The sequence below is a fragment of the Bradyrhizobium sp. HKCCYLR20261 genome, assembly GCF_051168435.1.
Taxonomy (GTDB): domain Bacteria; phylum Pseudomonadota; class Alphaproteobacteria; order Rhizobiales; family Xanthobacteraceae; genus Bradyrhizobium.
Genome location: NZ_JBNPUZ010000002.1, coordinates 43,684 through 64,564 on the forward strand (window position 1 = coordinate 43,684; position 20,881 = coordinate 64,564).

General features: G+C 66.1%; 16 protein-coding genes. 7 read left to right on the top strand and 9 right to left on the bottom strand.

Annotated elements, in window-relative coordinates; translation table 11 throughout:
• Positions 1-16: 16 nt before the first annotated feature.
• From ACQR1L_RS03875 to ACQR1L_RS03885, 3 genes are all read right to left on the bottom strand, one after another.
• Positions 17-520: a PRC-barrel domain-containing protein gene (locus ACQR1L_RS03875; RefSeq protein ID WP_434856613.1), complete on the bottom strand. Its 504-nt coding sequence runs from the start codon at positions 518-520 to the stop codon at positions 17-19.
• Complete coding sequence (locus ACQR1L_RS03880; protein ID WP_434856614.1) at positions 517-2,715, bottom strand: amylo-alpha-1,6-glucosidase; 2,199 nt, start codon at positions 2,713-2,715, stop codon at positions 517-519. Before ACQR1L_RS03880 ends, ACQR1L_RS03875 begins: the two co-directional genes overlap by 4 nt.
• Positions 2,716-2,782: 67 nt before the next feature.
• Positions 2,783-4,546 (bottom strand): ABC transporter ATP-binding protein, encoded by a 1,764-nt coding sequence (locus ACQR1L_RS03885; protein ID WP_434856615.1) that lies wholly within the window; start codon positions 4,544-4,546, stop codon positions 2,783-2,785.
• Between the two features lie 288 nt (positions 4,547-4,834).
• Between ACQR1L_RS03885 and ACQR1L_RS03890 the strand changes: the two genes are divergently transcribed.
• Positions 4,835-5,905 carry a glycosyltransferase family 4 protein gene (locus tag ACQR1L_RS03890; RefSeq protein ID WP_434856616.1) on the top strand — a complete coding sequence of 357 codons (1,071 nt, stop codon included), beginning with the start codon at positions 4,835-4,837 and terminating at the stop codon, positions 5,903-5,905.
• 37 nt (positions 5,906-5,942) lie between these two features.
• Here ACQR1L_RS03890 and ACQR1L_RS03895 read toward each other — a convergent pair whose 3' ends face one another.
• The 5 genes from ACQR1L_RS03895 to bioB form a co-directional block, all read right to left on the bottom strand.
• Positions 5,943-7,808: an alkyl/aryl-sulfatase gene (locus ACQR1L_RS03895; protein WP_434857230.1), complete on the bottom strand. Its 1,866-nt coding sequence runs from the start codon at positions 7,806-7,808 to the stop codon at positions 5,943-5,945.
• A 166-nt stretch (positions 7,809-7,974) separates the two neighbouring features.
• Complete coding sequence (locus ACQR1L_RS03900; protein ID WP_434856617.1) at positions 7,975-9,240, bottom strand: adenosylmethionine--8-amino-7-oxononanoate transaminase; 1,266 nt, start codon at positions 9,238-9,240, stop codon at positions 7,975-7,977.
• Positions 9,237-9,866, bottom strand: a complete 630-nt coding sequence (gene bioD / locus ACQR1L_RS03905) for a dethiobiotin synthase (protein WP_434856618.1) — start codon at positions 9,864-9,866, stop codon at positions 9,237-9,239. The genes ACQR1L_RS03900 and bioD overlap by 4 nt, the downstream gene beginning before the upstream one ends.
• Positions 9,797-11,005, bottom strand: coding sequence for an 8-amino-7-oxononanoate synthase (locus tag ACQR1L_RS03910; protein ID WP_434856619.1), 1,209 nt, complete (start codon positions 11,003-11,005; stop codon positions 9,797-9,799). Before ACQR1L_RS03910 ends, bioD begins: the two co-directional genes overlap by 70 nt.
• A gap of 316 nt (positions 11,006-11,321) precedes the next feature.
• A complete protein-coding gene (gene bioB / locus ACQR1L_RS03915; RefSeq protein ID WP_434856620.1) occupies positions 11,322-12,368 on the bottom strand; it encodes a biotin synthase BioB in 1,047 nt (348 codons plus the stop codon).
• A gap of 118 nt (positions 12,369-12,486) precedes the next feature.
• Between bioB and ACQR1L_RS03920 the strand changes: the two genes are divergently transcribed.
• The gene (locus ACQR1L_RS03920; protein WP_434856621.1) at positions 12,487-13,122 is read left to right on the top strand and encodes a GntR family transcriptional regulator; all 636 of its coding nucleotides are present in this window, start codon (positions 12,487-12,489) and stop codon (positions 13,120-13,122) included.
• An 873-nt stretch (positions 13,123-13,995) separates the two neighbouring features.
• Here the strand turns inward: ACQR1L_RS03920 and ACQR1L_RS03925 are convergent.
• Entirely contained in the window at positions 13,996-14,439 is a 444-nt protein-coding gene (locus tag ACQR1L_RS03925; RefSeq protein ID WP_434856622.1) for a CBS domain-containing protein, read from the bottom strand.
• A gap of 496 nt (positions 14,440-14,935) precedes the next feature.
• On the opposite strand from ACQR1L_RS03925, the gene ACQR1L_RS03930 reads away from it, so the two are divergent.
• The 5 genes from ACQR1L_RS03930 (at position 14,936) to soxX (ending at position 20,879) form a co-directional block, all read left to right on the top strand.
• Positions 14,936-16,333 carry an MFS transporter gene (locus tag ACQR1L_RS03930; protein WP_434856623.1) on the top strand — a complete coding sequence of 466 codons (1,398 nt, stop codon included), beginning with the start codon at positions 14,936-14,938 and terminating at the stop codon, positions 16,331-16,333.
• A gap of 140 nt (positions 16,334-16,473) precedes the next feature.
• A complete protein-coding gene (locus ACQR1L_RS03935; protein WP_434856624.1) occupies positions 16,474-16,923 on the top strand; it encodes a (2Fe-2S)-binding protein in 450 nt (149 codons plus the stop codon).
• Between the two features lie 10 nt (positions 16,924-16,933).
• A complete protein-coding gene (locus ACQR1L_RS03940) occupies positions 16,934-19,117 on the top strand; it encodes a molybdopterin cofactor-binding domain-containing protein (protein ID WP_434856625.1) in 2,184 nt (727 codons plus the stop codon).
• Positions 19,118-19,171: 54 nt separating this feature from the next.
• The gene (locus ACQR1L_RS03945; protein WP_434856626.1) at positions 19,172-20,449 is read left to right on the top strand and encodes an FAD-dependent oxidoreductase; all 1,278 of its coding nucleotides are present in this window, start codon (positions 19,172-19,174) and stop codon (positions 20,447-20,449) included.
• The gene (gene soxX / locus ACQR1L_RS03950; protein WP_434856627.1) at positions 20,433-20,879 is read left to right on the top strand and encodes a sulfur oxidation c-type cytochrome SoxX; all 447 of its coding nucleotides are present in this window, start codon (positions 20,433-20,435) and stop codon (positions 20,877-20,879) included. Before ACQR1L_RS03945 ends, soxX begins: the two co-directional genes overlap by 17 nt.
• Positions 20,880-20,881: the final 2 nt, after the last annotated feature.

Sequence of the window (20,881 nt, forward strand, 5' to 3'; positions counted from 1 at the left end):
GCGGTCTCACGCATACTCAATGATCGAAATCCCAGGGCAACAGCTTGCCGGCCGCGCCGAGCACGACGACCGGCTTGTCTTCCTTGTATTCGGGCGCGGCCTTCACCTGCTCCTTGGTGAGGTCGAGCGTGACTTGGTCGCTCTTGTCGGCAATGTGCTTGAAATCGAGCGCCGTCCAATCCACCACGATCTTGCGGCTGCCGACGCCGAGGAAACCGCCGAAATCGATCACCGCCGCACGCACCGTGCCGGTGAGATCGACGATGACGTCGACGATGTGCCCCATGTCCTCCCCGGTCGAACTGCGTACATCGCGCCCGAGCACGCCATGCGCATCGCGCGCGCCGAGGATGGTCACCGACGGCGGCGGCGCAGGCTCCTTAGCCGGCGCGGCGACATCCTTCGGCGCCGGCGACGCCTGCTGCGACCAGCCATCAGAGGTCTGCAGTGCGACCAGCAGCGGCAGCACGGCAAGCCGAAGTAAGATGCGCTGACGATCCCTGTGTGTCGGCTTCGTCATTGCGCCAGCACCAGCGAGACCTGAATCCGACCACGGCGGCGCAGCACCTCCATCGAAACGTCCTCGCCGTGACGGCGGATGCGCAGGTCAATGGCGGAATTGCCGAGCCTGAGGTCGCGCAGTACGACCCAGTCGAGGAAGGCCGGCAGCCGCGGATTGCGCAGCCGGATCTCGCCACGCGCGGCATCGAATTCCAGGCCGAGCACCGCCTCCAGCAAGGTGAACGGCGTCGCGCTGGCCCAGGCCTGCGGCGCGCAGGCGACCGGATACAGCGTCGGCCCGCGATGTTTCTCTCGCCGGAATCCACAGAACAGTTCGGGAAGCCGCCGCAGATCCATGTAGGACGCGGCCTCGAACAGGCCTCCGAACACCTGCTCCACGGCATGCTTGAGGCCGTAGCGCGACAGGCCGAGCGCGATCAGCGCGTTGTCGTGCGGCCAGATCGAGCCGTCATGATAGGACATCGGATTGTAGCGCGCTTCTCCACAAGCGACCGTGCGGATGCCCCAGCCGGAAAAGAAATGCGGCCGCAACAGGTCGGCCGCGACCTTGCGGGCGCGGTCCTCGCGCACCATGCCGCTGAACAGGAGCTGACCCGCATTGGAGGTGCGCACCCGGCACGGCTGCTTGTTGCCGTCCAGCGCCAGCGCATAGGTGTCGAGCTCCTCGCACCAGAACGCATCCTCGAACCGCCTCGCCAGATCAGACGCCTCGGCATCGAGCCGATCGGCCATCTCGGCCTTGCCGAGCCGCCGCGCACAACGGGCCGCGAGCTGCTTGCCGGCGAAGACATAGCCCTGCACCTCGGCGAGCGCGATGTAGCCCTCGGCGAGACGGCCATCGGAATGGAACACCGCGTCGTAGGAATCCTTCCAGCCCTGGTTCGCGAGGCCCTGCTCGGAGGCGCGCTGATATTCGACGAAGCCGTCGCGATCCGGATCGCCCGGTCCGTCGATCCAGGCGAGCCCCAGCTCGATCGCCGGCCACAGCTGCTTCAACGTGTCGAGATCGCCGGTGCGCTCGACATAGAGACCGGCCAGCAGCACGAACAGCGGCGTCGAGTCGACGCTGCCGTAGTAGCAGGCGAACGGCACCTCGCGCAGCGCCGCCATCTCGCCGCCGCGCATCTCGTGCAGGATCTTGCCGGGCTCGGCATCGGCGAGCGGGTCGGTCCGCTGCGCCTGGTACTCGGCGAGCCGGCGCAGAACACCACGCGCGATGCGCGGATCGACCCACAGCATCTGCATCGCGGTGATCAGCCCGTCGCGGCCGAACGTGGTCGAGTACCAGGGAATGCCCGCATAGGGGTAGCGTCCCTGCGGCGTATCCGTCATCAGGATGTTGAGATCGGCCGCCGCCTGGCACAGCACCTCGTTGAGGATGTCGTTCGAGGTCTCGATGCTGGTCGCGCCTTGCGTGCAGCGGCGCATCTCGCGGCGGTGTGCGAGCAGACTGCGGAAGAACCGGCCCGGCTGCTCGCCGGCAGCAGCGTTACAGCTCACCGCGATGAACAGCGACGTCGATTGCTGCGGCTCCAGATCGAAATGATAGGTCGCGACATCGACCGACAGCCGCGACGGACGCGGATCGAAATGCAGCGCGGTCGTGCGCGTCGTGCCGTCGAGGCCGCGATAGTCGAGCATCACGTCGAAGGTGCTCATCAGCTTGGCCGAGCCTGCGCCCCGCCGCGGCCGGACGCTGCCGCGCACCTCGAACAGATCCGCGAAATCATTGTCGAAGGCCAGCTTGAGATCGAAACTGGCGCGCCGATCGCCATGGTTCTGCACGCCGATGCGCTGGTACGCGGTGCCGCGCCATAGAAAAATGGTGCGCACGATGTGCAGCACGTCCTTCGGCAGCACCAGCCGGCCCTGCTCGTAGATGTCGGGATTTGTCAGGTCGATCGTCAGGGACGAATTGTCGTCGCGCAGGCTCGACCCGAGCAGCAGCGGCTGCACCTCGTCGAGCGTCAGCTCCAGCCGGGCCAGATAGCGCGTATCTGCGTTGAACAGGCCGTCCGGGCCGCCCGCGGAGGCCCCGATGTCGCCGTGACCGTCGAGCACGATGAAGGTGTCGTCGTGCTTGAGGGACCGTCGCGGCCGCGCCGCGGGTCCAGTCATCGGGATGTAGAACGGCTGCTCGGCAGGCTCATCTGCGCGGGCGATCGAGAGTGAGGTTGCGACTTCAGCCGACATTTTGACCTCGTGCGAAGTTGGAGTGATCACGCGACCCGGCGGGCAAGGTCGCGACGCGACGCAACGATCAGGCGGCGAACGTGGCGAGCCGGTTCATTTCCTGGGTGACGAGTTCCCGATACGGACCCTCGCTTTGCATCAGCCGGTCAGGCGCGCCGTCCTCGATGATCCTGCCCGATTTCAGCACCACGACGCGGTCAAAATTCCGCAAGGTCGCCAGCCGGTGCGCAATCGCGATCACCGTCCGGCCCCGCATCAGCCGGCTCAGCGCCTCGCGGATCGCCTCCTCGGATTCGCTGTCCAGCGCGGCGGTGGCCTCGTCGAGCAGCAGGATCGGCGCGTCCTTGAGGAAGGCGCGCGCGATCGCGATGCGCTGGCGCTGGCCGCCCGACAGCTTGACGCCGCGGTCGCCGACCATGGTCTGCAACCCCTCCGGCAGCGTCTCGACGAAATCGCAACGCGCGGAGATCGCCGCGCGCAGCACCTCGTCGTCGGTCGCGCTCGGCCGGCCGTAGCGGATGTTCTCCAGGATCGAGCGATGGAACAGCGAGATGTCCTGCGGCACCACCGAGATCGCCTCGCGCAGGCTCTGCTGCGTGACCTTCGCGATGTCCTGGCCGTCGATCTCGATATGTCCCGCCTGCGGATCGTAGAACCGCTGCAGCAGGGTGAACAGGCTCGACTTGCCGCCGCCGGACTGGCCGACGAGTCCGACACGCTGGCCGGGCTGCAGGCGCAGCGTGAACGCTTCGAACAGCTTGTGGCCGCCCGGGTAGTGGAAGGTGATGTCGTTGAAGGCAATGGCGGCGCCGCTCTTGACCAGCGGCTCGGCCTCGGGATGATCGCGCAGCTCATGCGGCTGCAGCAGCGTGGCGATCGCCTCGCTCATGCGCGCGACATGCTGCGTCACATCCACCAGGGCGACTGCGAGATCGCGCGTCGCATTGAGGATGCACAGGCCGAGCGTGCACACCAACACGACATCGCCCGTGGTTGCCCCGCCTCGTTGCCACATCGAGATCGCCCAGGCCATCAGCGCAACGGTCAGCACGATGGTGACGGTCGCGTGCAGGATGCGCAGCTTTTCGAGATAGCGGAGGCTGCGTCCGCGCGCTTCGAGTTCCTTGTCGACGGTCGCATCGAACCGGTCGTGCTCGTGGCGCAGGCCGCAGAACGCGCGCACCAGCGGCATGTTCGAGATCACGTCGACCATCTCGCCGTCGACCATCGCCGCCTTGTCGGCGAAATCATCATGCAGCGGCTTGCCCGCCGACGCCAGGCGGAACATGGCCAGGACCATCATGGCCGCGATCAGTAGCAGCGCGCCGGCCATCGGGCCACTCACGGTTCCAATCAGCAGAATTGCCGCAACCGTCGCGAGGCAGGGCGGCAGCACGTTCCAGACGAACATGTTCTCGACCGTGAACACCGCATTCGAGGTCGCCGTGATCCGGCTCGAGAGCATTCCCGGCAGTCGATCACCAAAGTAGCTCGGCGAATGGCCGGTGAGATGACGGAAGATGTCGCGCCGGAGATCGCCGGTGACGCTCACGAAGGTGAAGCTCGCGATCCAGCTGGCGACGCGCCAGAGGACGTTGTCGGTTGCGATCAGCGCCATCAGCAGGATGAATGCGGCCCACACGTTGCCGCTGCCACGGGGACCGGCCGACAGGCTGTCGACCAGGAACTTGACTCCGTATTGCGTGCCTACCGAACAGGCAACTGCACCGACAACAGACAACAAGATGATGAGATGCGCCGTCGGCCGCTTGCGCAGATAGCGCATGACGAAGGGGAACGGCCGGTGCGCGTAGCCTGATAGCTGATCCATGTTTGTCCTGTGCGACTGTTGGCGACACCTGTTGCGGCCAGATGAACGATGAACGGTTTCTTCTGTTCCGCGCCGCAGCAGCAGTGGCGCTCTGTCAACTTCGCATGAGCGCTGGTCGGCAGAGCTGAAGATGCCAGATGGCAGCAATGAGGTCGGCGGGAACACGTTGTGTCGAAGAAAGAGTGATCGCAAGCGCCGGAACTTCGCAGATGGGTCAACGTTCCTGCTGCGGCAGTGCCGGTGCCATCTGGGGGTTTCCATCCATGATCACGAATAGGAGACGATGAGATGCGCATTGCGCAGGTTGCTCCGTTGACGGAGGCTGTGCCTCCGAAACTCTATGGCGGCACTGAGAGGGTGGTGCACTGGCTGACCGAAGAGCTCGTCGCGCTCGGGCACGACGTCACGCTGTTTGCCAGCGGTGATTCGCAGACCTCGGCGAAACTCTCACCGACTTGGCCGAAGGCGCTGCGCCTCGACGGCTCGGTCCGGGATCCCAACGCGCTGCACATGGTCATGCTCGAAAGCGTGCGCCAGCGATGTGACGAGGAGGAGTTCGACGTTCTGCACTTCCACCTCGACTACTATCCCTTCTCGCTGTTCCACCGGCAGCCCACGCCGTTTCTCACCACGCTGCATGGCCGGCTCGACCTTCCCGAGCACCAGCCGGTGTTCTCCGTCTTCAAGGACGTTCCCGTCGTCTCGATCTCCGATGCACAGCGCAGACCCGTGCCGAATGCAAACTGGGTCCGCACCGTTCTGCACGGCCTGCCCGAACAGCTGCTGATGCCCAAGCCCGTGACGCCGAGCTATCTCGCCGTGCTCGGACGCATCGCGCCGGAAAAGGGCGTCGACCGCGCCATCAAGATCGCCATGCGCTGTGGCATCCCGCTCAAGATCGCCGCCAAGGTCGATCGCGCCGACCAGGACTATTATGACCAGCTGATCTATCCGATGATCAACGGCAATCCGCTCGTCGAGTACATCGGGGAGATCGGCGACCATGAGAAGCCGGAGTTCCTGTCCGGCGCGCTCGGCCTGCTGCTGCCGATCGACTGGCCCGAGCCGTTCGGCCTGGTCATGATCGAATCGATGGCCTGCGGCACGCCCGTGATCGCCTATAATCGCGGCTCGGTGCCGGAGGTGATCGACGACGGCGTCACCGGCTTCATCGTCGAGGACGAGCTCAGCGCGGTGGCGGCCGTCAACCGTCTGCACGATCTCAGCCGCGCGCGCGTGCGCGAGCGCTTCGAGCAGCGGTTCACCGCCCGGCGCATGGCGCTGGACTATCTCGCCGCCTATCGCGGCCTGATCGAACGGGCCGAGCCGCGCATCCGCCTGGTCAGCAGCGCTGAGTGATGCGCATGGGCCGGGCAATTCCGACGCCCGGCCCGCCTCAGGTCACCGCGGTCCGCTTCGGCTCGACGATCTCGAACATCCGCGGAAACTCATCCATCAGCGACATCAGCTCGGCGAGCCGCATCGGATTGCCGACGACGCTGATCTTGCCGGCGGCGACCGCTTCCGGAAAAGTCGTCGCCTTGGCGATGACCGCGTCGAGAGTCGATCGCGCCAGGGTGAAGCCGGCATCCGCCGTGGACGCCTGCGCGCCGGCCGCATAGGTCAGCGCGCAATTCTGCAGCGTGAGGACGAAGCGCTCGCCGGTGTCGGTGAAGCTCCAGTTCAGCACGATGTGCTTGCCCTCGGCCTTCGGTCCGTTCAGCCTGACGCCGAGCACGTCCCATATTTGCTCGGTGCGCAGCGCCGCCAGGGTTTCTCGCGGCATGCCCGGGCGCGCCGGGATCTCCGGCATGCCGTGGCGCAGCTCCTGGGCGCCGAACAGATAGGCGTTGCGCCACGTCGCGCTTTCGGCGGCATAGCCGAGCTGTTCCAATGTATCGGCGAGCAGCGCACGCGCCTCGGCATTGTCGGGCTCGGCGAACACCAGATGGCTGACGACCTGGGCGACGAAGCGAAACTCGCCCCTCTCGAAATCGGCGCGCGCCCGCGCCAGCAGCGCCTCCGCGCCGCCCATATAGTCGACGTATTTCCGGCCGGCCTCGACCGGCGGCAGCGGATCGAGATTGACGGGATTGGCGTCGTACCAGCCGAGATATTTCTGATAGATCGCCTTCACATTGTGCCGGATGTGGCCGTAATAGCCGCGCGCATGCCAGGCGTGCTCGAGGCTTTTCGGCAGCGCGATCTGCTCGGCGATCTCGCTGGCGGTCAGGCCGTGGTTCATCAGGCGGAGAGTCTGATCGTGCGCGAATTTGTAGAGGTCGCGCTGCTCGCGGATCATCCTGTCGACGCGGGCTGCGCCCCACACCGGCCAGTGATGCTGGCCGCACATCACGTCGGCCTTGCCGCCCCATAATTGCAGCGCCTCGCCGAGATATTTCGACCACGCCAGCGCATCGCGCACATCGGCACCGCGGAACGGCAGCAAATTGTGGAAATTGTGCGTGCAGTTCTCGGCGAGGTTCAACAACCTGTAGCGCGGCACATAGAAATGCATCTCCGCCGGCGCCTCGCTGTTCGGCGCCATCTGGAATTCGAAGGCGACGCCGTCGATCGTCCTGGTGTCGCCCGTCGCCATGATCAGATCGGTCGGCCGCAACAGCGCCACGCCGCCGGCGGCCATGGTCTTGCCCAGGCCGCAATCGACATGGCCCTTCGGCCCTTTCGCCAGCAGCGGCCCGAACTGATACTGCGCCCGGCGCAGCATCGCGGGACCGGCAATGATGTTCTCGGACACCGCGTGCTCGATGAACAGGTTCGGCGCGATCAGCGGCACGCGACCGCCGGTGACGGCCTCCTCGTCGACGACCCCGCGCGCCCCACCCCAATGGTCGGTGTGGGTGTGCGTGAACATCACCGCCATGACCGGCCTGGTGCCGCGATGCTGATAGTAGAGATCGAGCGCGGCACGGGCGCCCTCGATCGAGGTCAGCGTATCCACCACGATCACGCCGGTGTCGCCCTCGATGAGGGTCATGTTCGCGATGTCGAGCCCGCGCACCTGGTAGACCCCGGGCACGACCTCGAACAGGCCGTGCTGCATGTTGAGCTTGGCCTGCCGCCACAGGCTGGGATTGACGGTCGGCGGCGCCTCCTCGGCCTCGAGGAAGCCGTAGGGCGCGAGGCTCCAGACGGTCCGCCCCTGCGCGGTGGCCACCTTGGCATCGTCGATGGTGCCGAGAAAACCGCGGGCCGCATCGTCGAAGTCTGCGGTATCGCCGAACGGCAGCGTCTCGAGCATCGCCTGCTGCGCGGCCCTCACCGCCGCGGTCGCGTCCTTGGGCTCCTTCGAGCTGTTGTCGCTGACCGGCACATTCATGGCTTTAAGTCCCCCCGTCACGAATTTTGTTGGCGGGATGCTAGTGCGGGAGATCGTCGAGCGCAAATTGCGCAGAACGGAAGGGTGCTCAGAGCACGCGATCCACCGCCTCGTCGATCGCCGCGTAGACCGTGTCGAGATCCTCTGATGTGACGCAGTAAGGCGGCATCACGTAGATCGTGTGGCCGAGCGGCCGCAGCAGCACGTGGCTGTCACGGAAGATGCCGTGCAGCTTCGGCCCGACGTCGGCGAGGTAACCTGGCTTCTCGGCGTGCAGATCGAGCGCCGTGATGGTCCCGCACCGCCGCAGATCGGAGAACCGCTCGTCATAGCGGAAACGCTCCAGGCAGCACTGCTGCATTGCCGCGACAGCGGCGGCGCGGGCTCGCGTCTCCGGCTGGCGCCACAGCGCGAGATTGGCCGATGCCGCCGCGCAGGCGATCGGATTGGCCGTATACGAGCTGGAATGAAAGAAGGTCCGCCCGCGATCGGCCGACAGATGCGCCGCGAAGATGGCCTCGCTGCACAGCGTGACCGCGAGCGGCATCGCCCCTCCGGTGAGGCCCTTGGCATAGCAGGCGATGTCCGGCGTGATCTCCGCCTGCTCGCACGCAAACAGCGTGCCCGTACGGCCCCAGCCGGTCATGACCTCGTCGGCAATGAACAGCACGCCGTGCGCCCGGCAGATGCGGTGCATCTCGCGCAGCACCACAGCCGGATACATCAGCATGCCGCCGGCGCCCAGCACCAGCGGCTCGACGATGAAAGCCGCAGGACGATCCCGCTCACAGATGGCGGCGAGTGCATCGAGCGTCGCCTGCTCGCGGCCCTCGGCCGGAAACGGCACGACCGCGACATCGAACAGCAGCGGCTCATAGGCGGCGTTGAACACGCCGCGCGCGCCGACCGACATCGCGCCGATGGTGTCGCCGTGATAGGAATGCTGCATCACCACGATGCGCGTGCGCAGCTGACCGATATTCCTGAAATAGCCGAGCGCCATCTTCAGCGCGACCTCGACGCTGGTGGCGCCAGAGTCCGAGAAGAACACATGCGCCAGGCCCGGCGGGGTGAGGTCGAGCAGCCCGGCGGCCACCTGCTCCGCCGGCTCGTGCGTGTACCCGGCGAAGATCACCTGGTCGAGACGCTCGGCCTGCTGCTGGATCGCGCGCACGATCGGCGGATGACAATGGCCATGCGTCACCACCCACCAGGACGCGATGGCATCGATGATCGGCCTGCCATCGGCCGCGTGCAGATAGGCGCCTTCGCCGCGCGTGATCGGAATCATCTGCGGCTGCAGCGCGTGCTGCGTGAACGGATGCCAGATCGGCGAACCTGCCGCGCCGGTCATCGCGCGAAATCCTTGCACCGGAATGCGGTCGTCATCGCCTGCTGCAGCGTCGGTGCCGTGAGCGGCGCCAGCCAGGGCAAACGGCCGAGACGCGTGACCTTGCCGAGACGGCAGATCGTCTCCTCGCTCTCCGCGGCCGCGTCGCCGATGAAGGCGATGCCGAGCACGTCGATGCCGCGGCTGCGCAGCGCCGCCAGCGACAGCAGCGAATGATTGATGGTGCCGAGGCTCGTGCGTGCGCACAGTACCAGCGGACAGCGCCAGCGCGCGAACACATCGAGCGTGAGCGTGTCGTCGTCGAGCGGCACCATGACCCCGCCGGCGCCCTCGATCACCAGCGGCCGGCCGGTGTCGGGAGGATCGAGACTGAGCGGATCAATCCTGATCCCTTCGAGGCGGGCCGCGCGATGCGGCGACGCCGCTTCCGCCAGCCGATAATTTTCGGGGAGGACGCGATCCGCGGGGAGTTCGGCGAGACGGCGGACGCGATCGGAATCCGTCTCCTCCGCGAGGCCCGCCTGCACCGGCTTCCAATAGCAGGCACCGAGCAGCGCCGTCAGGCCGGCGGCGAATACGGTCTTGCCGATGCCGGTGTCGGTGCCCGTGACGACGATGCGCTGCGCCATCGCTGCTCTCCTTCAAGTTCAACAAGCGTGTCGAGCAGCGCCGTGATCGCGTCCTCGTCGACGTTCAGGGTCAGCGACAGCCGCAGGCGCGCGGTGCCGGCGGGCACCGTCGGCGGCCGGATGCCGCGCACGTCGAAGCCGCGCCGCTGTAGGCCGGCGGCGAGGGTCATCGCGCGCGCATTGTCGCCGACGATGTAGGGAATGATCTGCGTTGACGACCACGTCCCGCCGAACCGCGCGACGATCGCGCGGTGTGCAAAGGCCATGAGCTTCGTCAGCTTCTGCTGCCGCTGCGGCTCGTCCTGCAGGATCGCGAGCGCTTCGGTGACGGCCACGGCCATCAGTGGCGACGGCGCGGTGGCGAAGATGAAGGGTCGAGCGCGATTGACAATGATGTCGCGCAGCACGCGATGCGCGGTCACCAGCGCGCCGGCGGCGCCGAGTGCCTTGCCGCAGGTGTGCACGACGACGACATCGTCACGGCCTTCGAACCGTGCGGCAAGGCCACGCCCCTGCGGGCCATGCACGCCGGTCGCATGCGCCTCGTCGATCAGCAGGAACGCGTCGTGATGTTCGGCCACCGCGATCAGATCATCCAGCGGCGCGATGTCGCCATCCATGCTGTAGAGGCTTTCGACGACGATCCAGGGCCGGCCGACACCGCCGTCGCGGCGCCACGCCAGGATCTTGTCCTCGGCGGCGCCGGCATCATTGTGCGCGAACTGACAAATCCTGGCCCGGCCGGCGCGCGCGCCCTCATGGGTGCTGGCGTGCACGAGCGCATCGAGCACCAGCAGGTCGTCGGCTTGCGGCAGCGTTGCCAGCACGGCAAAGTTGGCGACATAGCCCGAGCCGAAGACCAGCGCGCTGTCGACGCCGAAGAAACGTGCCGCTTCGGCTTCCAGCCGCTCGTGCTCCGCGCAATTGCCGCGCAGCAGTCGCGAGCCGCCCGCGCCGACGGGCGTGCCCGCCTCCATCGCCGCAGCGATCGCGCGCTTGATCCGCGGCGACTGAGCGAGGCCGAGATAATCGTTGGATGAGAAATCGAAACCGGATCGCGGACTCAGGCGCCGGAGACGGTCGCGCGCCGCGAGATCTTGCAGGTCATTTGCATAGATCGCCAATTTGTCGGAAGGCATATTGTATCCGCGCTCTATCGGTCAGCCACATTCGCTTGGAGTCGGAGAACCATGCGGCCAACGTCCGGGCCTCGCTGTTCGAGACGCCCGCCTGAAGGGCATGCTCCTCAGGGTGAGGGAAAAGCGGTTCGGCGAAGCCGCCAAGCACCGCATGAGATCGAACGCTTGCTTGATGCGCACACGACTCATCGTCTTCGTGCAGCTCCGATTGCGGAGCCCATCCCTCATGATGAGGAGCGCCGCGCACGCGATCGAGCCGTTGCGAACGGTCGCAATGGCGGCGCGTCTCGAACCATGAGGCCCCGCTCCTGCGACATCACGCAGTGACTGATTGATGCGCCGCTTCGCTTGCATCTTCTCTCTTGCGCGCCATCAACGACGACGTCATGCCGAGCCGCGCCAGCAAGTCAGCATCGCGCTCGGCCTGCGGGTTGGCCGTCGTCAACAACACGTCGCCGATGAAGATCGAGTTGGCGCCGGCGAGCAGGCACAGGCTCTGCAACTCGTCGCTCATGTACTGCCGCCCCGCCGACAACCGCACGACGCTCCTGGGCATCATGATGCGCGCCACCGCGATCAGCCGCACCAGCGCAAGTCCATCCGGCCGCGTCGCGGTGTCGTTGACCGGCACGCCCTTGACCTCGTTCCAAAGGTTGATCGGCACGCTATCCGGATGCGCCTCGAGATTGGCGAGCAGCACCAGCATGCCGAGCCGGTCATCAACCTCCTCACCCATGCCGATGATTCCGCCGCAACATGTCTTGATGCCGGCCTCGCGCACATGCGCCAGCGTGTCGATGCGGTCCTGCAGGGTGCGGGTGGTGATGATGCGGTTGTAGAACTCGGGCGAGGTATCGACATTGTGGTTGTAGTAGTCGAGCCCGGCCTGCTTGAGCCGCTGCGCCTGCGGCGGCGTCAGCATGCCCAAGGTCACGCAGGTCTCCAGGCCCAGGTCCTTCACCGCGCTGACCATGTCGCAGACCTGGTCCAGATCACGGTCTTTCGGGCTGCGCCACGCGGCGGCCATGCAGAAGCGCTCGGCGCCGGCCTGCTTGGCGCGCCGCGCCGTCGCGACGACGGCGTCGTGGTCCATCAGCTTGGTCGCCTTCAGGCCGGTGTCGTAATGCGCGCTCTGCGAGCAGTAGCCGCAATCCTCCGGACAGCCGCCGGTCTTGATGCTGAGCAGGCTCGCGGTCTCCAGCCGGGTCGGGTCGAAGTGCCGGCGATGGGTCGACTGTGCCAGGAACATCAGGTCTGGAAACGGCAGGCCATACAGCGCCTCGGCCTCCTCCCGGGTCCAGTCATGGCGAACGGCGTCGCCCTGCTGGATTGGCTCCGACGACGAACTGCTGACACCAGTCATACTGACGCTCCACAATTATAGATTTTCATAGATATTATCTATGAAGTTTCGATCTTCCTGGACCGTAGGACGGCACAGCTTCCGTTGCACCAGCTTTTTCGATAGATAATCTATCACCATGACAGATGAGAACCTCACGACAGCCCATCGCATCGCCGAAGCCATCACCGAACGCATCGTCAGCGGCGCCCTGCCTCCGGATGCGCCGCTGCGGCAGGACCACATCGCCCGCGAGTTCAACTCCAGCCATGTGCCGGTGCGCGAGGCGTTCCGGCAGCTTGAGGCGCTCTATCTCGTGGTCGCAGCGCCCCGGCGCGGCGTGCGGGTGGCGCCGCTGGATGCGAAGTCGACCAAGGAGATTGTCGAGATGCGCGTCGCGCTCGAAGTGGTGGGCTTACGCAACGCCGCGCCGCGCTACACGCCGGCGCATCTCGCCGCGATCGAGCTCGCCCTGATCGAGGGCGACAATGCCGAGACGATCCAGGAGTTCGAGACCGCCAACCGCGCCTTCCACCGCGCCCTGGTCGCGCCTTGCGCGATGCCCCGCCTGCTGGCGAGCCTCGACGGACTACGCCTCGCCAATTCGCGCCTCGTCCTCACCATGGCCCGCACCGCCGGCTGGCGCCCGCGCAGCAACGGCGATCACCGCCAGATCCTGCAGGCGCTGCGCGAGCGGCAGATCGGGCATGCGTGTGAGTTGCTGACACGGCACAATCAGACGATCGAGCGGCTGGCGCGGCCGGGGAGCGCGTAGCTACACACAGCGACTCGGACGGTTAGATGGGGCCGCTGACATCCGACCCGATCAGGGCCAATCTGACTGGAATGGGCTGCGAGTTGCCCTGACGTGACATTGATGGGATGTCCGGCGCTCACCTGACGGCGAGCGACTTGCTCCACACACAATCACCGCGGCCTGCGTCAGAACAAAGTTGTTAGTCCACCCCTGATCATAACCAGCCCTCTGAAGATCGGTCGACATGTTTGATGTTGCGTCTCGGAAGCAGACATCCCCTGGCGCTAGCTGGACGTCAAACATCAACCAACAGCGGAATTTAGTTAAGCTCCTCACGTGAAGGCCCCGACAGGAGAGAGCAAAGACCCATACACACTACTCCTGCCATAACGATGGTCCACACGTGAGCCGAATAAGGCTGTTCTGTACGGCTCGCTATCGCAAAGAGGAGAAACGCCACAGTCGCCCCGCCAACGACCGCGATGAGCGGCGCCCTGAGCTGGGAGGAGAAAAAATGTGCGAGGTAGCCGTCAACCAATCCGGTGGAGATCGAAACGACAAGCGAGAACATGAAGGCCCAGATTATGCCTTCTTCGGGGATTCTTCCCGCAGCCAGCTCAATTATAACGGCCGAAGCGACACAAAGCGCAGGGCCTAGCAGCGAGAACACGAGAGTTCTTCTCATTGATATCACCGCAGCGGCCCCAATATCCTTTGCTTCACGCCTAAGCGCCACGGCGCATGGCTTCGTATATGGAACGTCCGGTTAAGAGGCGGTTGTGGGGTCCGGGTCATGTCGGCTTCGGGTCGAATGCAAACATCCACGGCGGCTACAAGAGTCGGCTTTGGTCATAACCAGAGATACTCTAGGCGCTGCACCACACTCCCCTATCACCCCCCAGGGCCGTCCTTCAGGATGTAGCCCATCAGGTCGTCGACATTGTGCTCCAGATCCCGGATGATGTTCTTGACGACGTCGCCGATCGAGATCACGCCAACGACCTGGTCTCCGTCCAGCACCGGCAGGTGGCGAAAGCCGCGCTGGGACATCATCGCCATGCAACTGTCCAGCCGGTGGTCCGGCCTGACCGTCACCGGATCGGCCGTCATCACCTGGCCGACCGGCGTCCGCGTCGCATCGAGCCCGGGCAGCAGCACCTTGATGGCGCAGTCGCCCTGGGTGACGATGCCGACGAGCACGCCGTCGTCGATGACCAGCACCGAGCGGACCCGGTTGTCGCGCATCTTCTGCAAGGCTTCGACGACCATCTCGCTGGAGCGAACATGGATCAGGGCGCCACTCTTCTGGGCCAGAGCGTCTTTGACTGTGCTCATTGATCTCCTCGTGGGCTCCCTGTTTTGTTCTGCCTTGATGGTCTGTTTGCATCGGACGATAGTCGAAATAGATGGCCGCGTCAGCACCGTGACGATGCCGCGGGCGACGCCATGACCACGCGGACCGCCCTCTCCGCGCGTCGTTCCGGGGCGCGCGGAGCTTGAGGCCGACGCAGCCGGCCGCAAGCGCAGCGCGAGCCCGGAACCCATACCCCACAGGCCTCGTATGGGGCACGCTAGTGGTGGGCGTCTCGCGCCCCACTTCCGTTCGTGGTTATGGATTCCGGGCTCATTCGTGCTGCTTCAAAACGGCTGCGCCGTTTTGCGCGCGAATGCCCCGGAATGACGGAGCAAGACGAGGGGCTCTTGCAAGCATCCGACAGTCTCGGCTCCGCCGCCGCGCATACGGCCATGCGCCAGCAATGGCTGGGGCTCTCGTCCGCTCCCGTGTACATGCTCATCGGAGACGCGCGCACCAAAGGCCCAAAAGGTCCCCATGTCCAACCGCCACCACGCTTTGAAGCTCGCCGGCGACGGCCCGGCCGACGGCCTGCCCGCCAGCCAGCGGCCCTGGGCGATCGCGGCGATCTTCACGGCGCTGTCGATGGCTTCGCTCGACGTCGCCATCGCCAACATCGCGCTGCCGTCGATCTCCAATGATCTGCACGTCTCGCCGGCCGAGGTGGTCTGGGTCGTCAACATCTATCAGATCGCCCTGGTCGCGACCCTGCTGCCGCTCGGCGCGCTCGGCGAGATCGTCGGCCACCAGCGCATCTATCTCGGCGGCCTCCTGCTGTTCACGCTGGCCTCGGTCGGCTGCGCGCTGGCGTGGTCTCTGCCATCCCTGGTGGTCGCCCGCGCATTGCAAGGGCTTGGCGCCAGCGGCATCATGAGCGTCAACACCGCGCTGGTGCGCTATGTCTATCCCGGCAAGATGCTGGGGCGCGGCCTCGGCCACAATGCGCTGGTGGTCGGCATCTCCTTCACTTTCGGCCCCACGATCGCGTCGGCCATCCTCTCGCTCGGCTCCTGGCCGTGGCTCTTCGCGATCAACCTGCCGTTCGGCCTGATCGCGATCGCCATCGGCATGAAGATGCTGCCGAAGACGCCGCGCGCCGAGCACGCGTTCGACTTCCTCGGCGCCGGCCTCGCCGCTGTTTGCCTCGGCCTGTTCATCACCGGCATCGGCAGCGCCGCGCATGGCGCGACGCCGGCGATGGTGGTCGCGGAACTGGTTGGCGCACTCGCGCTCGGCATCATCCTGACGCGGCGCCAGGCCGATCATCCCGCGCCGATGCTGCCGATCGACCTGTTCCGCCGCGGCGTGTTCGCGCTGTCGGCGGCGACCGCTGTCTGCTCCTTCTCCGTGCAGGGCCTCGGCTTCGTGTCGCTGCCCTTCTACTTTGAGGACATTCTGCAGCGCTCGCAGGTCGAGACCGGCTTCTTCATGACGCCCTGGCCGCTCGCGGTGACCATCATGGCGCCGATCGCGGGCCGACTGTCGGATCGTTTCCCCGCCGGCCTGCTCGGCGGCATCGGCCTCGTGATGCTCGGAACCGGCATGGCGCTGCTGGCGATGCTGCCGGAGAACCCGAGCATCCCGAACATCGTCTGGCGCATGCTGATCTGCGGCATCGGTTTCGGCTTCTTCCAGGCGCCCAATATGAAGGCCATCATGTCAAGCGCCCCGCCCCATCGCAGCGGCGGCGCCAGCGGCATCGTCGCGACGGCGCGGCTGACCGGCCAGACCACGGGCGCGGCGCTCGCCGCGCTCTGCTTCAGCCTTGCCGGACGCGAGGGGGCAACCCTCGCTTTGGCGCTAGGCGCAGGCTTCGCCGCGCTCGGCAGCGTGATGAGTTTCCTGCGGCTGGCGGTGGCGCCGCCGCGCGGCTGATGAGTTCGGGCGAACTCAAACCCCGCCCCATCACAAATCTTCCGCGCCGCAAACGCATATTCTTGATTTGAAGGATTCCAGGCTTCGCGCCACAGTGCGACCTTCAGTTCAACGGGCGCGTTGAACGAAAGGGATCTGCGATGGCAAACCTCACGATTAACGGAAAATCCTATTCGCTCGATGTCGAGCCGGACACGCCGCTGCTGTGGGCGATCCGAGAGAACGCCGGGCTGACCGGCACCAAATATGGCTGCGGCATCGCACAATGCGGCGCCTGCACGGTGCATCTCGACGGCACCGCCGTGCGCTCCTGCGGAGTCACCGTCTCGGAAGCCGTGGGCAAGCAGATCACCACCATCGAAGGCCTCGCGGCGGACAATGGCCTGCACAAGGTGCAGCAGGCCTGGCTCGAGAACGACGTTCCACAATGCGGCTACTGCCAGAGCGGAATGATCATGGCCGTCGCCGCGCTGCTCAAGGACAATCCGAAGCCGAGCGACCAGGCCATCAACGACGCCATCACCAACATCTGCCGCTGTGGAACCTTCGCGCAAGTGCGCGAGGCGATCCACGCCGCGGCGAACGCCTGAGGAGGCCGGCATGAACCAGCACGTGACGCCGCGCCTCAACCGCCGCGCCTTCGTCATCGGCACCGCCGCGCTCGGCGGCGGCCTTGCGCTCGGCCTCGACCTTCCCTTTGGCGGCCCGCAGGTGGTCCGCGCCGCGGATGGCTCGCCGGAGGTCAACGCCTGGGTCGTGATCCGGCCCGACGACACCGTGGTGATCCGCATCGCCCGCTCCGAGATGGGCCAGGGCTCGCTGACCGGTCTCGCCCAGCTCGTCGCGGAAGAGCTCGCCTGCGACTGGAGCAAGGTCACGACCGAATATCCGACACCCGGCCAGAACGTCGCGCGCAAGCGCGTGTGGGGCGATTTCTCCACCGGCGGCAGCCGCGGCATCCGCTCGTCTCAGGACTATGTCCGCAAGGGCGGCGCCGCCGCGCGCATGATGCTGATCCAGGCCGCCGCCGACGAGTGGAAGGTGCCGGCAGCGGAATGCACGGCCGCCAACAGCGTCATCACCCACAAGGCCTCGGGCAAGACCACGACCTACGGCAAGGTCGCGGAGGCCGCGGCGAGGCTCACGCCGCCGGCCGACGTCAAGCTGAAGGATCCGAAGGACTGGACCTTGATCGGCAAGGGCGTGAAGCGCCTCGACACCGCCGACAAGGTGACGGGCGCGATGGTCTACGGCGCCGATCTCAAGCTGCCGAACATGCTCAACGCCGCGATCAAGGACTGCCCGGTCACCGGCGGCAAGCTCAAGAGCTTTGACGAGGCCAAGATCGCCGGCATGAAGGGCGTCAAGAAGGTGGTCGCGGTCGACGGCACGGCCGTGGCTGTCGTCGCCGACACCTGGTGGCACGCGAAGACCGCGCTCGATGCGCTGCCGATCGTGTGGGACGAGGGCCCGAACGCAAAGGTCTCGTCGGAGTCGATCCGCAAATGGCTGGCCGAAGGTTTGGACTCCGGGCCGGCTTTCGTCGGCAATGAGAACGGCGATGCCAAGGCGGCGCTGGCGAGCGCGGTGAAGAAGGTCGAGGCGGTCTACAACTATCCGTACCAGAACCACGCCACGATGGAGCCGATGAACGCGACCGCGCTCTACACGCCGGAGCGATGCGAGGTGTGGTGCGGCACGCAGAATGGCGAGGCGGCGTTCGCCGCGGTGCTGGAGGCGTCAGGCCTGCCGGCCGACAAATGCGAGGTGCACAAGCTGATCCTCGGCGGCGGTTTTGGCCGGCGCGGTCAGACGGACTACGTTCGCCAGGCGGTCAAGATCGCCAAGGAGCTGCCGGGCACGCCGGTCAAGCTGATCTGGTCGCGCGAGGAGGACATGACGCATGGCCGCTATCACCCGATCACGCAATGCAAGCTGACCGGCGGCTTCGATGCCGACAACAATCTGACAGCGCTGCACATGCGCATCTCCGGCCAGTCGATCCTGTTCAGCCTGCGCCCCGATGCGCTCGTCAACGGCAAGGACCCCGCGACCTTCCAGGGGCTCGCGGCCTCGGGCGAGGCCACGATCGGCTATTCCGTGCCGAACCTCTTGATCGAACATTCGATGCGCAATCCGCACATCAATCCGGGCTTCTGGCGCGGCGTCAACGTGAACCAGAACGCGATCTATCTCGAATGCTTTATGGACGAGCTCGCCAACGCCGTCGGCCAGGATCCGCTGGAATTCCGCCGCAAGCTGATGAGCAAGAATCCGAAGCATCTCGCCGTCCTCAACGCCGTGGCTGAGAAGATCGGCTGGGGCACGCCGGCACCGGAAGGCGTCTATCGCGGGCTCGCTCAGCTGCACGGCTATGGCAGCTATGTCGCCGGCGCGGCCGAGATCTCGGTGATCGACGGCACCAAGATCAAGGTCCACCGCATCGTCGCCTCGACCGATCCGGGCTACGTCGTCAACCCCGCGCAGGTCGAGCGGCAGATCGCGGGCTCGTTCGTCTACGGCCTGTCGGCGCTGTTCTATGGCGGCTGCACGGTGAAGGATGGGCGGATCGAGCAGACCAATTTCGATACGTATAATTCGATGCGCATCGCCGAGATGCCGAAGGTGGAATCGATCATGATCCCGAGCGGCGGCTTCTGGGGCGGCGTCGGCGAGCCGACCATCGGCGTCGCCGCGCCTGCCGTGCTGAACGCGTTCTTCGCCGCGACAGGAAAGCGCATCCGCTCGGTGCCGCTGCGCGACCAGAACATCACCTTCGCATGAGACACGAGCGGCAGCCGTTGCGATCAATGGCTGCCGCCGTGCTAGTCTGACCATATGACATTCACCCGATCGCGCACGCGCAGAGAGGTTGGCGGCCTGATCGCGGCAAGCGCTGCCATGATCGCCGCACCGGCCGTGCTGCGCGCGAAAATGGGAGCATTCGTCGTCGTGATCGGCGGCGGCTTCGCCGGCGCCAGTTGCGCCCGCGCGCTGAGCAAGGCCGATGAGAAATTCGACGTCGTGCTGGTCGAAGCCAACAAGACCTTCACCTCCTGCCCCCAGAGCAACGAGGTCATCGCCGGCCTGCGCGACATCGGCGCCCAGCAGTTCGGTTATGACCGGATCGCGGCCGACGGCGTGCGGGTGATGCTGCAAGCCGCGACCGGGATCGATGCGTCCGCGCACAAGGTGACGCTCGCCGATGGCACGACGCTGGACTATGACCGACTCGTGCTCGCGCCGGGCATCGACATCGATTTCACGGCATTGCAAGGCTACGACGAGGCGGCCTCCGCTGTCATGCCGCACGCCTACAAGGCCGGCGAGCAGACGCTGCTGTTGCGCCAGAAGATCGAGGCGATGGCGGATGGCGGCACGGTCGCGATCTCGGTTCCCGCCAATCCCTCGCGCTGCCCGCCCGCGCCTTACGAGCGCGCCAGCCTGATCGCGCATTACCTCAAGACGCACAAGCCGAAGTCGAAAGTGCTGATCCTCGACGCCAAGGACAATTTCTCGCAGCAGAAGCTGTTCGAGCAGGCGTGGCAGCAGCTCTATCCCGGCATGATCGAGCGTATCCCGTTGTCGCAGGGCGGCCGCGTCACCGGCGTCGACGTCACCACGCGCACGGTCGTGACCGAGTTCGGCAACTATAATCCCGAGGTCGCCAACATCATCCCGCCACAGAAGGCCGGCCGCATCGCGCAGCTTGCCGGCGCCATCGACCGCACCGGCTGGTGCCCGATCGACGCCGCGACCTTTGCCTCGAAGCTCGTGCCCGATGTCCACGTCATCGGCGACGCCTGCCTCGGCGGCGGCATTCCGAAATCGGCCGGCGCCGCGCAGGCGCAAGGCAAGGCCTGCGCGGCGGTGATCACGCGCGACCTGATCAGACGGCACGCCGAGGTGCCGCCATTGACCGGCGTGTGCTACAGCACCGTCGCGCCGGACTACGCGTTCTCGCTGTCGGGCGTGTATCAGCCCAAGGGCGATCTGTTCGCCGAGGTCGAAGGCGGCAAGACCAGCCCGCACGACGCGCCGCGCAGCGCTCGCGCGGCCGAGGCCGATGCTGCGACGGCCTGGTTCAAGGCGCTGACACATGATGCGTTCGGCTAGCCGGGTCATCGCCGTGATCGTCACAGCCCTGCCCGCAGTCGCCGGCGCACAGGCGCTGAAGCCGTACACGATCAGTGGCGACGGCATCGCGCAATCCCTCACCAGCGAGCCAGGCGATCCAGCGCGCGGCCGCGCGCTCGTGCTGGCGCGCAGCTCGACCTGCATCCTCTGCCACTCCGGCCCGTTTCCGGAAGCGCGATTCCAGGGCGACCTGGCCCCGAGCCTCAATGGCGCCGGCAGCCGCTCGACGATCTCGCAATTGCGGCTGCGGCTGGTCGATGCCTCCAGCATCAATCCGGAGACGATCATGCCGTCCTACTACCGCGTCGACGGCCTGACCCGCGTGGGTTCCGCCTGGCGCGACAAGCCGATCCTGTCGGCGGAGCAGATCGAAGACGTCGTCGCCTATCTCGCGACCCTGCGCGAGTGAGC

Coding starts and splice junctions, on each gene's coding strand:
- ACQR1L_RS03940 (WP_434856625.1), top strand. CDS start 16,934: ATGAACCAGCACGTGACGCCGCGCCTCAACCGCCGCGCCTTCGTCATC.
- ACQR1L_RS03900 (WP_434856617.1), bottom strand. CDS start 9,240: ATGACCGGCGCGGCAGGTTCGCCGATCTGGCATCCGTTCACGCAGCAC.
- ACQR1L_RS03945 (WP_434856626.1), top strand. CDS start 19,172: ATGACATTCACCCGATCGCGCACGCGCAGAGAGGTTGGCGGCCTGATC.
- ACQR1L_RS03910 (WP_434856619.1), bottom strand. CDS start 11,005: ATGCCTTCCGACAAATTGGCGATCTATGCAAATGACCTGCAAGATCTC.
- ACQR1L_RS03890 (WP_434856616.1), top strand. CDS start 4,835: ATGCGCATTGCGCAGGTTGCTCCGTTGACGGAGGCTGTGCCTCCGAAA.
- ACQR1L_RS03935 (WP_434856624.1), top strand. CDS start 16,474: ATGGCAAACCTCACGATTAACGGAAAATCCTATTCGCTCGATGTCGAG.
- bioD (WP_434856618.1), bottom strand. CDS start 9,866: ATGGCGCAGCGCATCGTCGTCACGGGCACCGACACCGGCATCGGCAAG.
- ACQR1L_RS03885 (WP_434856615.1), bottom strand. CDS start 4,546: ATGGATCAGCTATCAGGCTACGCGCACCGGCCGTTCCCCTTCGTCATG.
- ACQR1L_RS03880 (WP_434856614.1), bottom strand. CDS start 2,715: ATGTCGGCTGAAGTCGCAACCTCACTCTCGATCGCCCGCGCAGATGAG.
- soxX (WP_434856627.1), top strand. CDS start 20,433: ATGATGCGTTCGGCTAGCCGGGTCATCGCCGTGATCGTCACAGCCCTG.
- ACQR1L_RS03930 (WP_434856623.1), top strand. CDS start 14,936: ATGTCCAACCGCCACCACGCTTTGAAGCTCGCCGGCGACGGCCCGGCC.
- ACQR1L_RS03925 (WP_434856622.1), bottom strand. CDS start 14,439: ATGAGCACAGTCAAAGACGCTCTGGCCCAGAAGAGTGGCGCCCTGATC.
- ACQR1L_RS03895 (WP_434857230.1), bottom strand. CDS start 7,808: ATGCTCGAGACGCTGCCGTTCGGCGATACCGCAGACTTCGACGATGCG.
- bioB (WP_434856620.1), bottom strand. CDS start 12,368: ATGACTGGTGTCAGCAGTTCGTCGTCGGAGCCAATCCAGCAGGGCGAC.
- ACQR1L_RS03875 (WP_434856613.1), bottom strand. CDS start 520: ATGACGAAGCCGACACACAGGGATCGTCAGCGCATCTTACTTCGGCTT.
- ACQR1L_RS03920 (WP_434856621.1), top strand. CDS start 12,487: ATGACAGATGAGAACCTCACGACAGCCCATCGCATCGCCGAAGCCATC.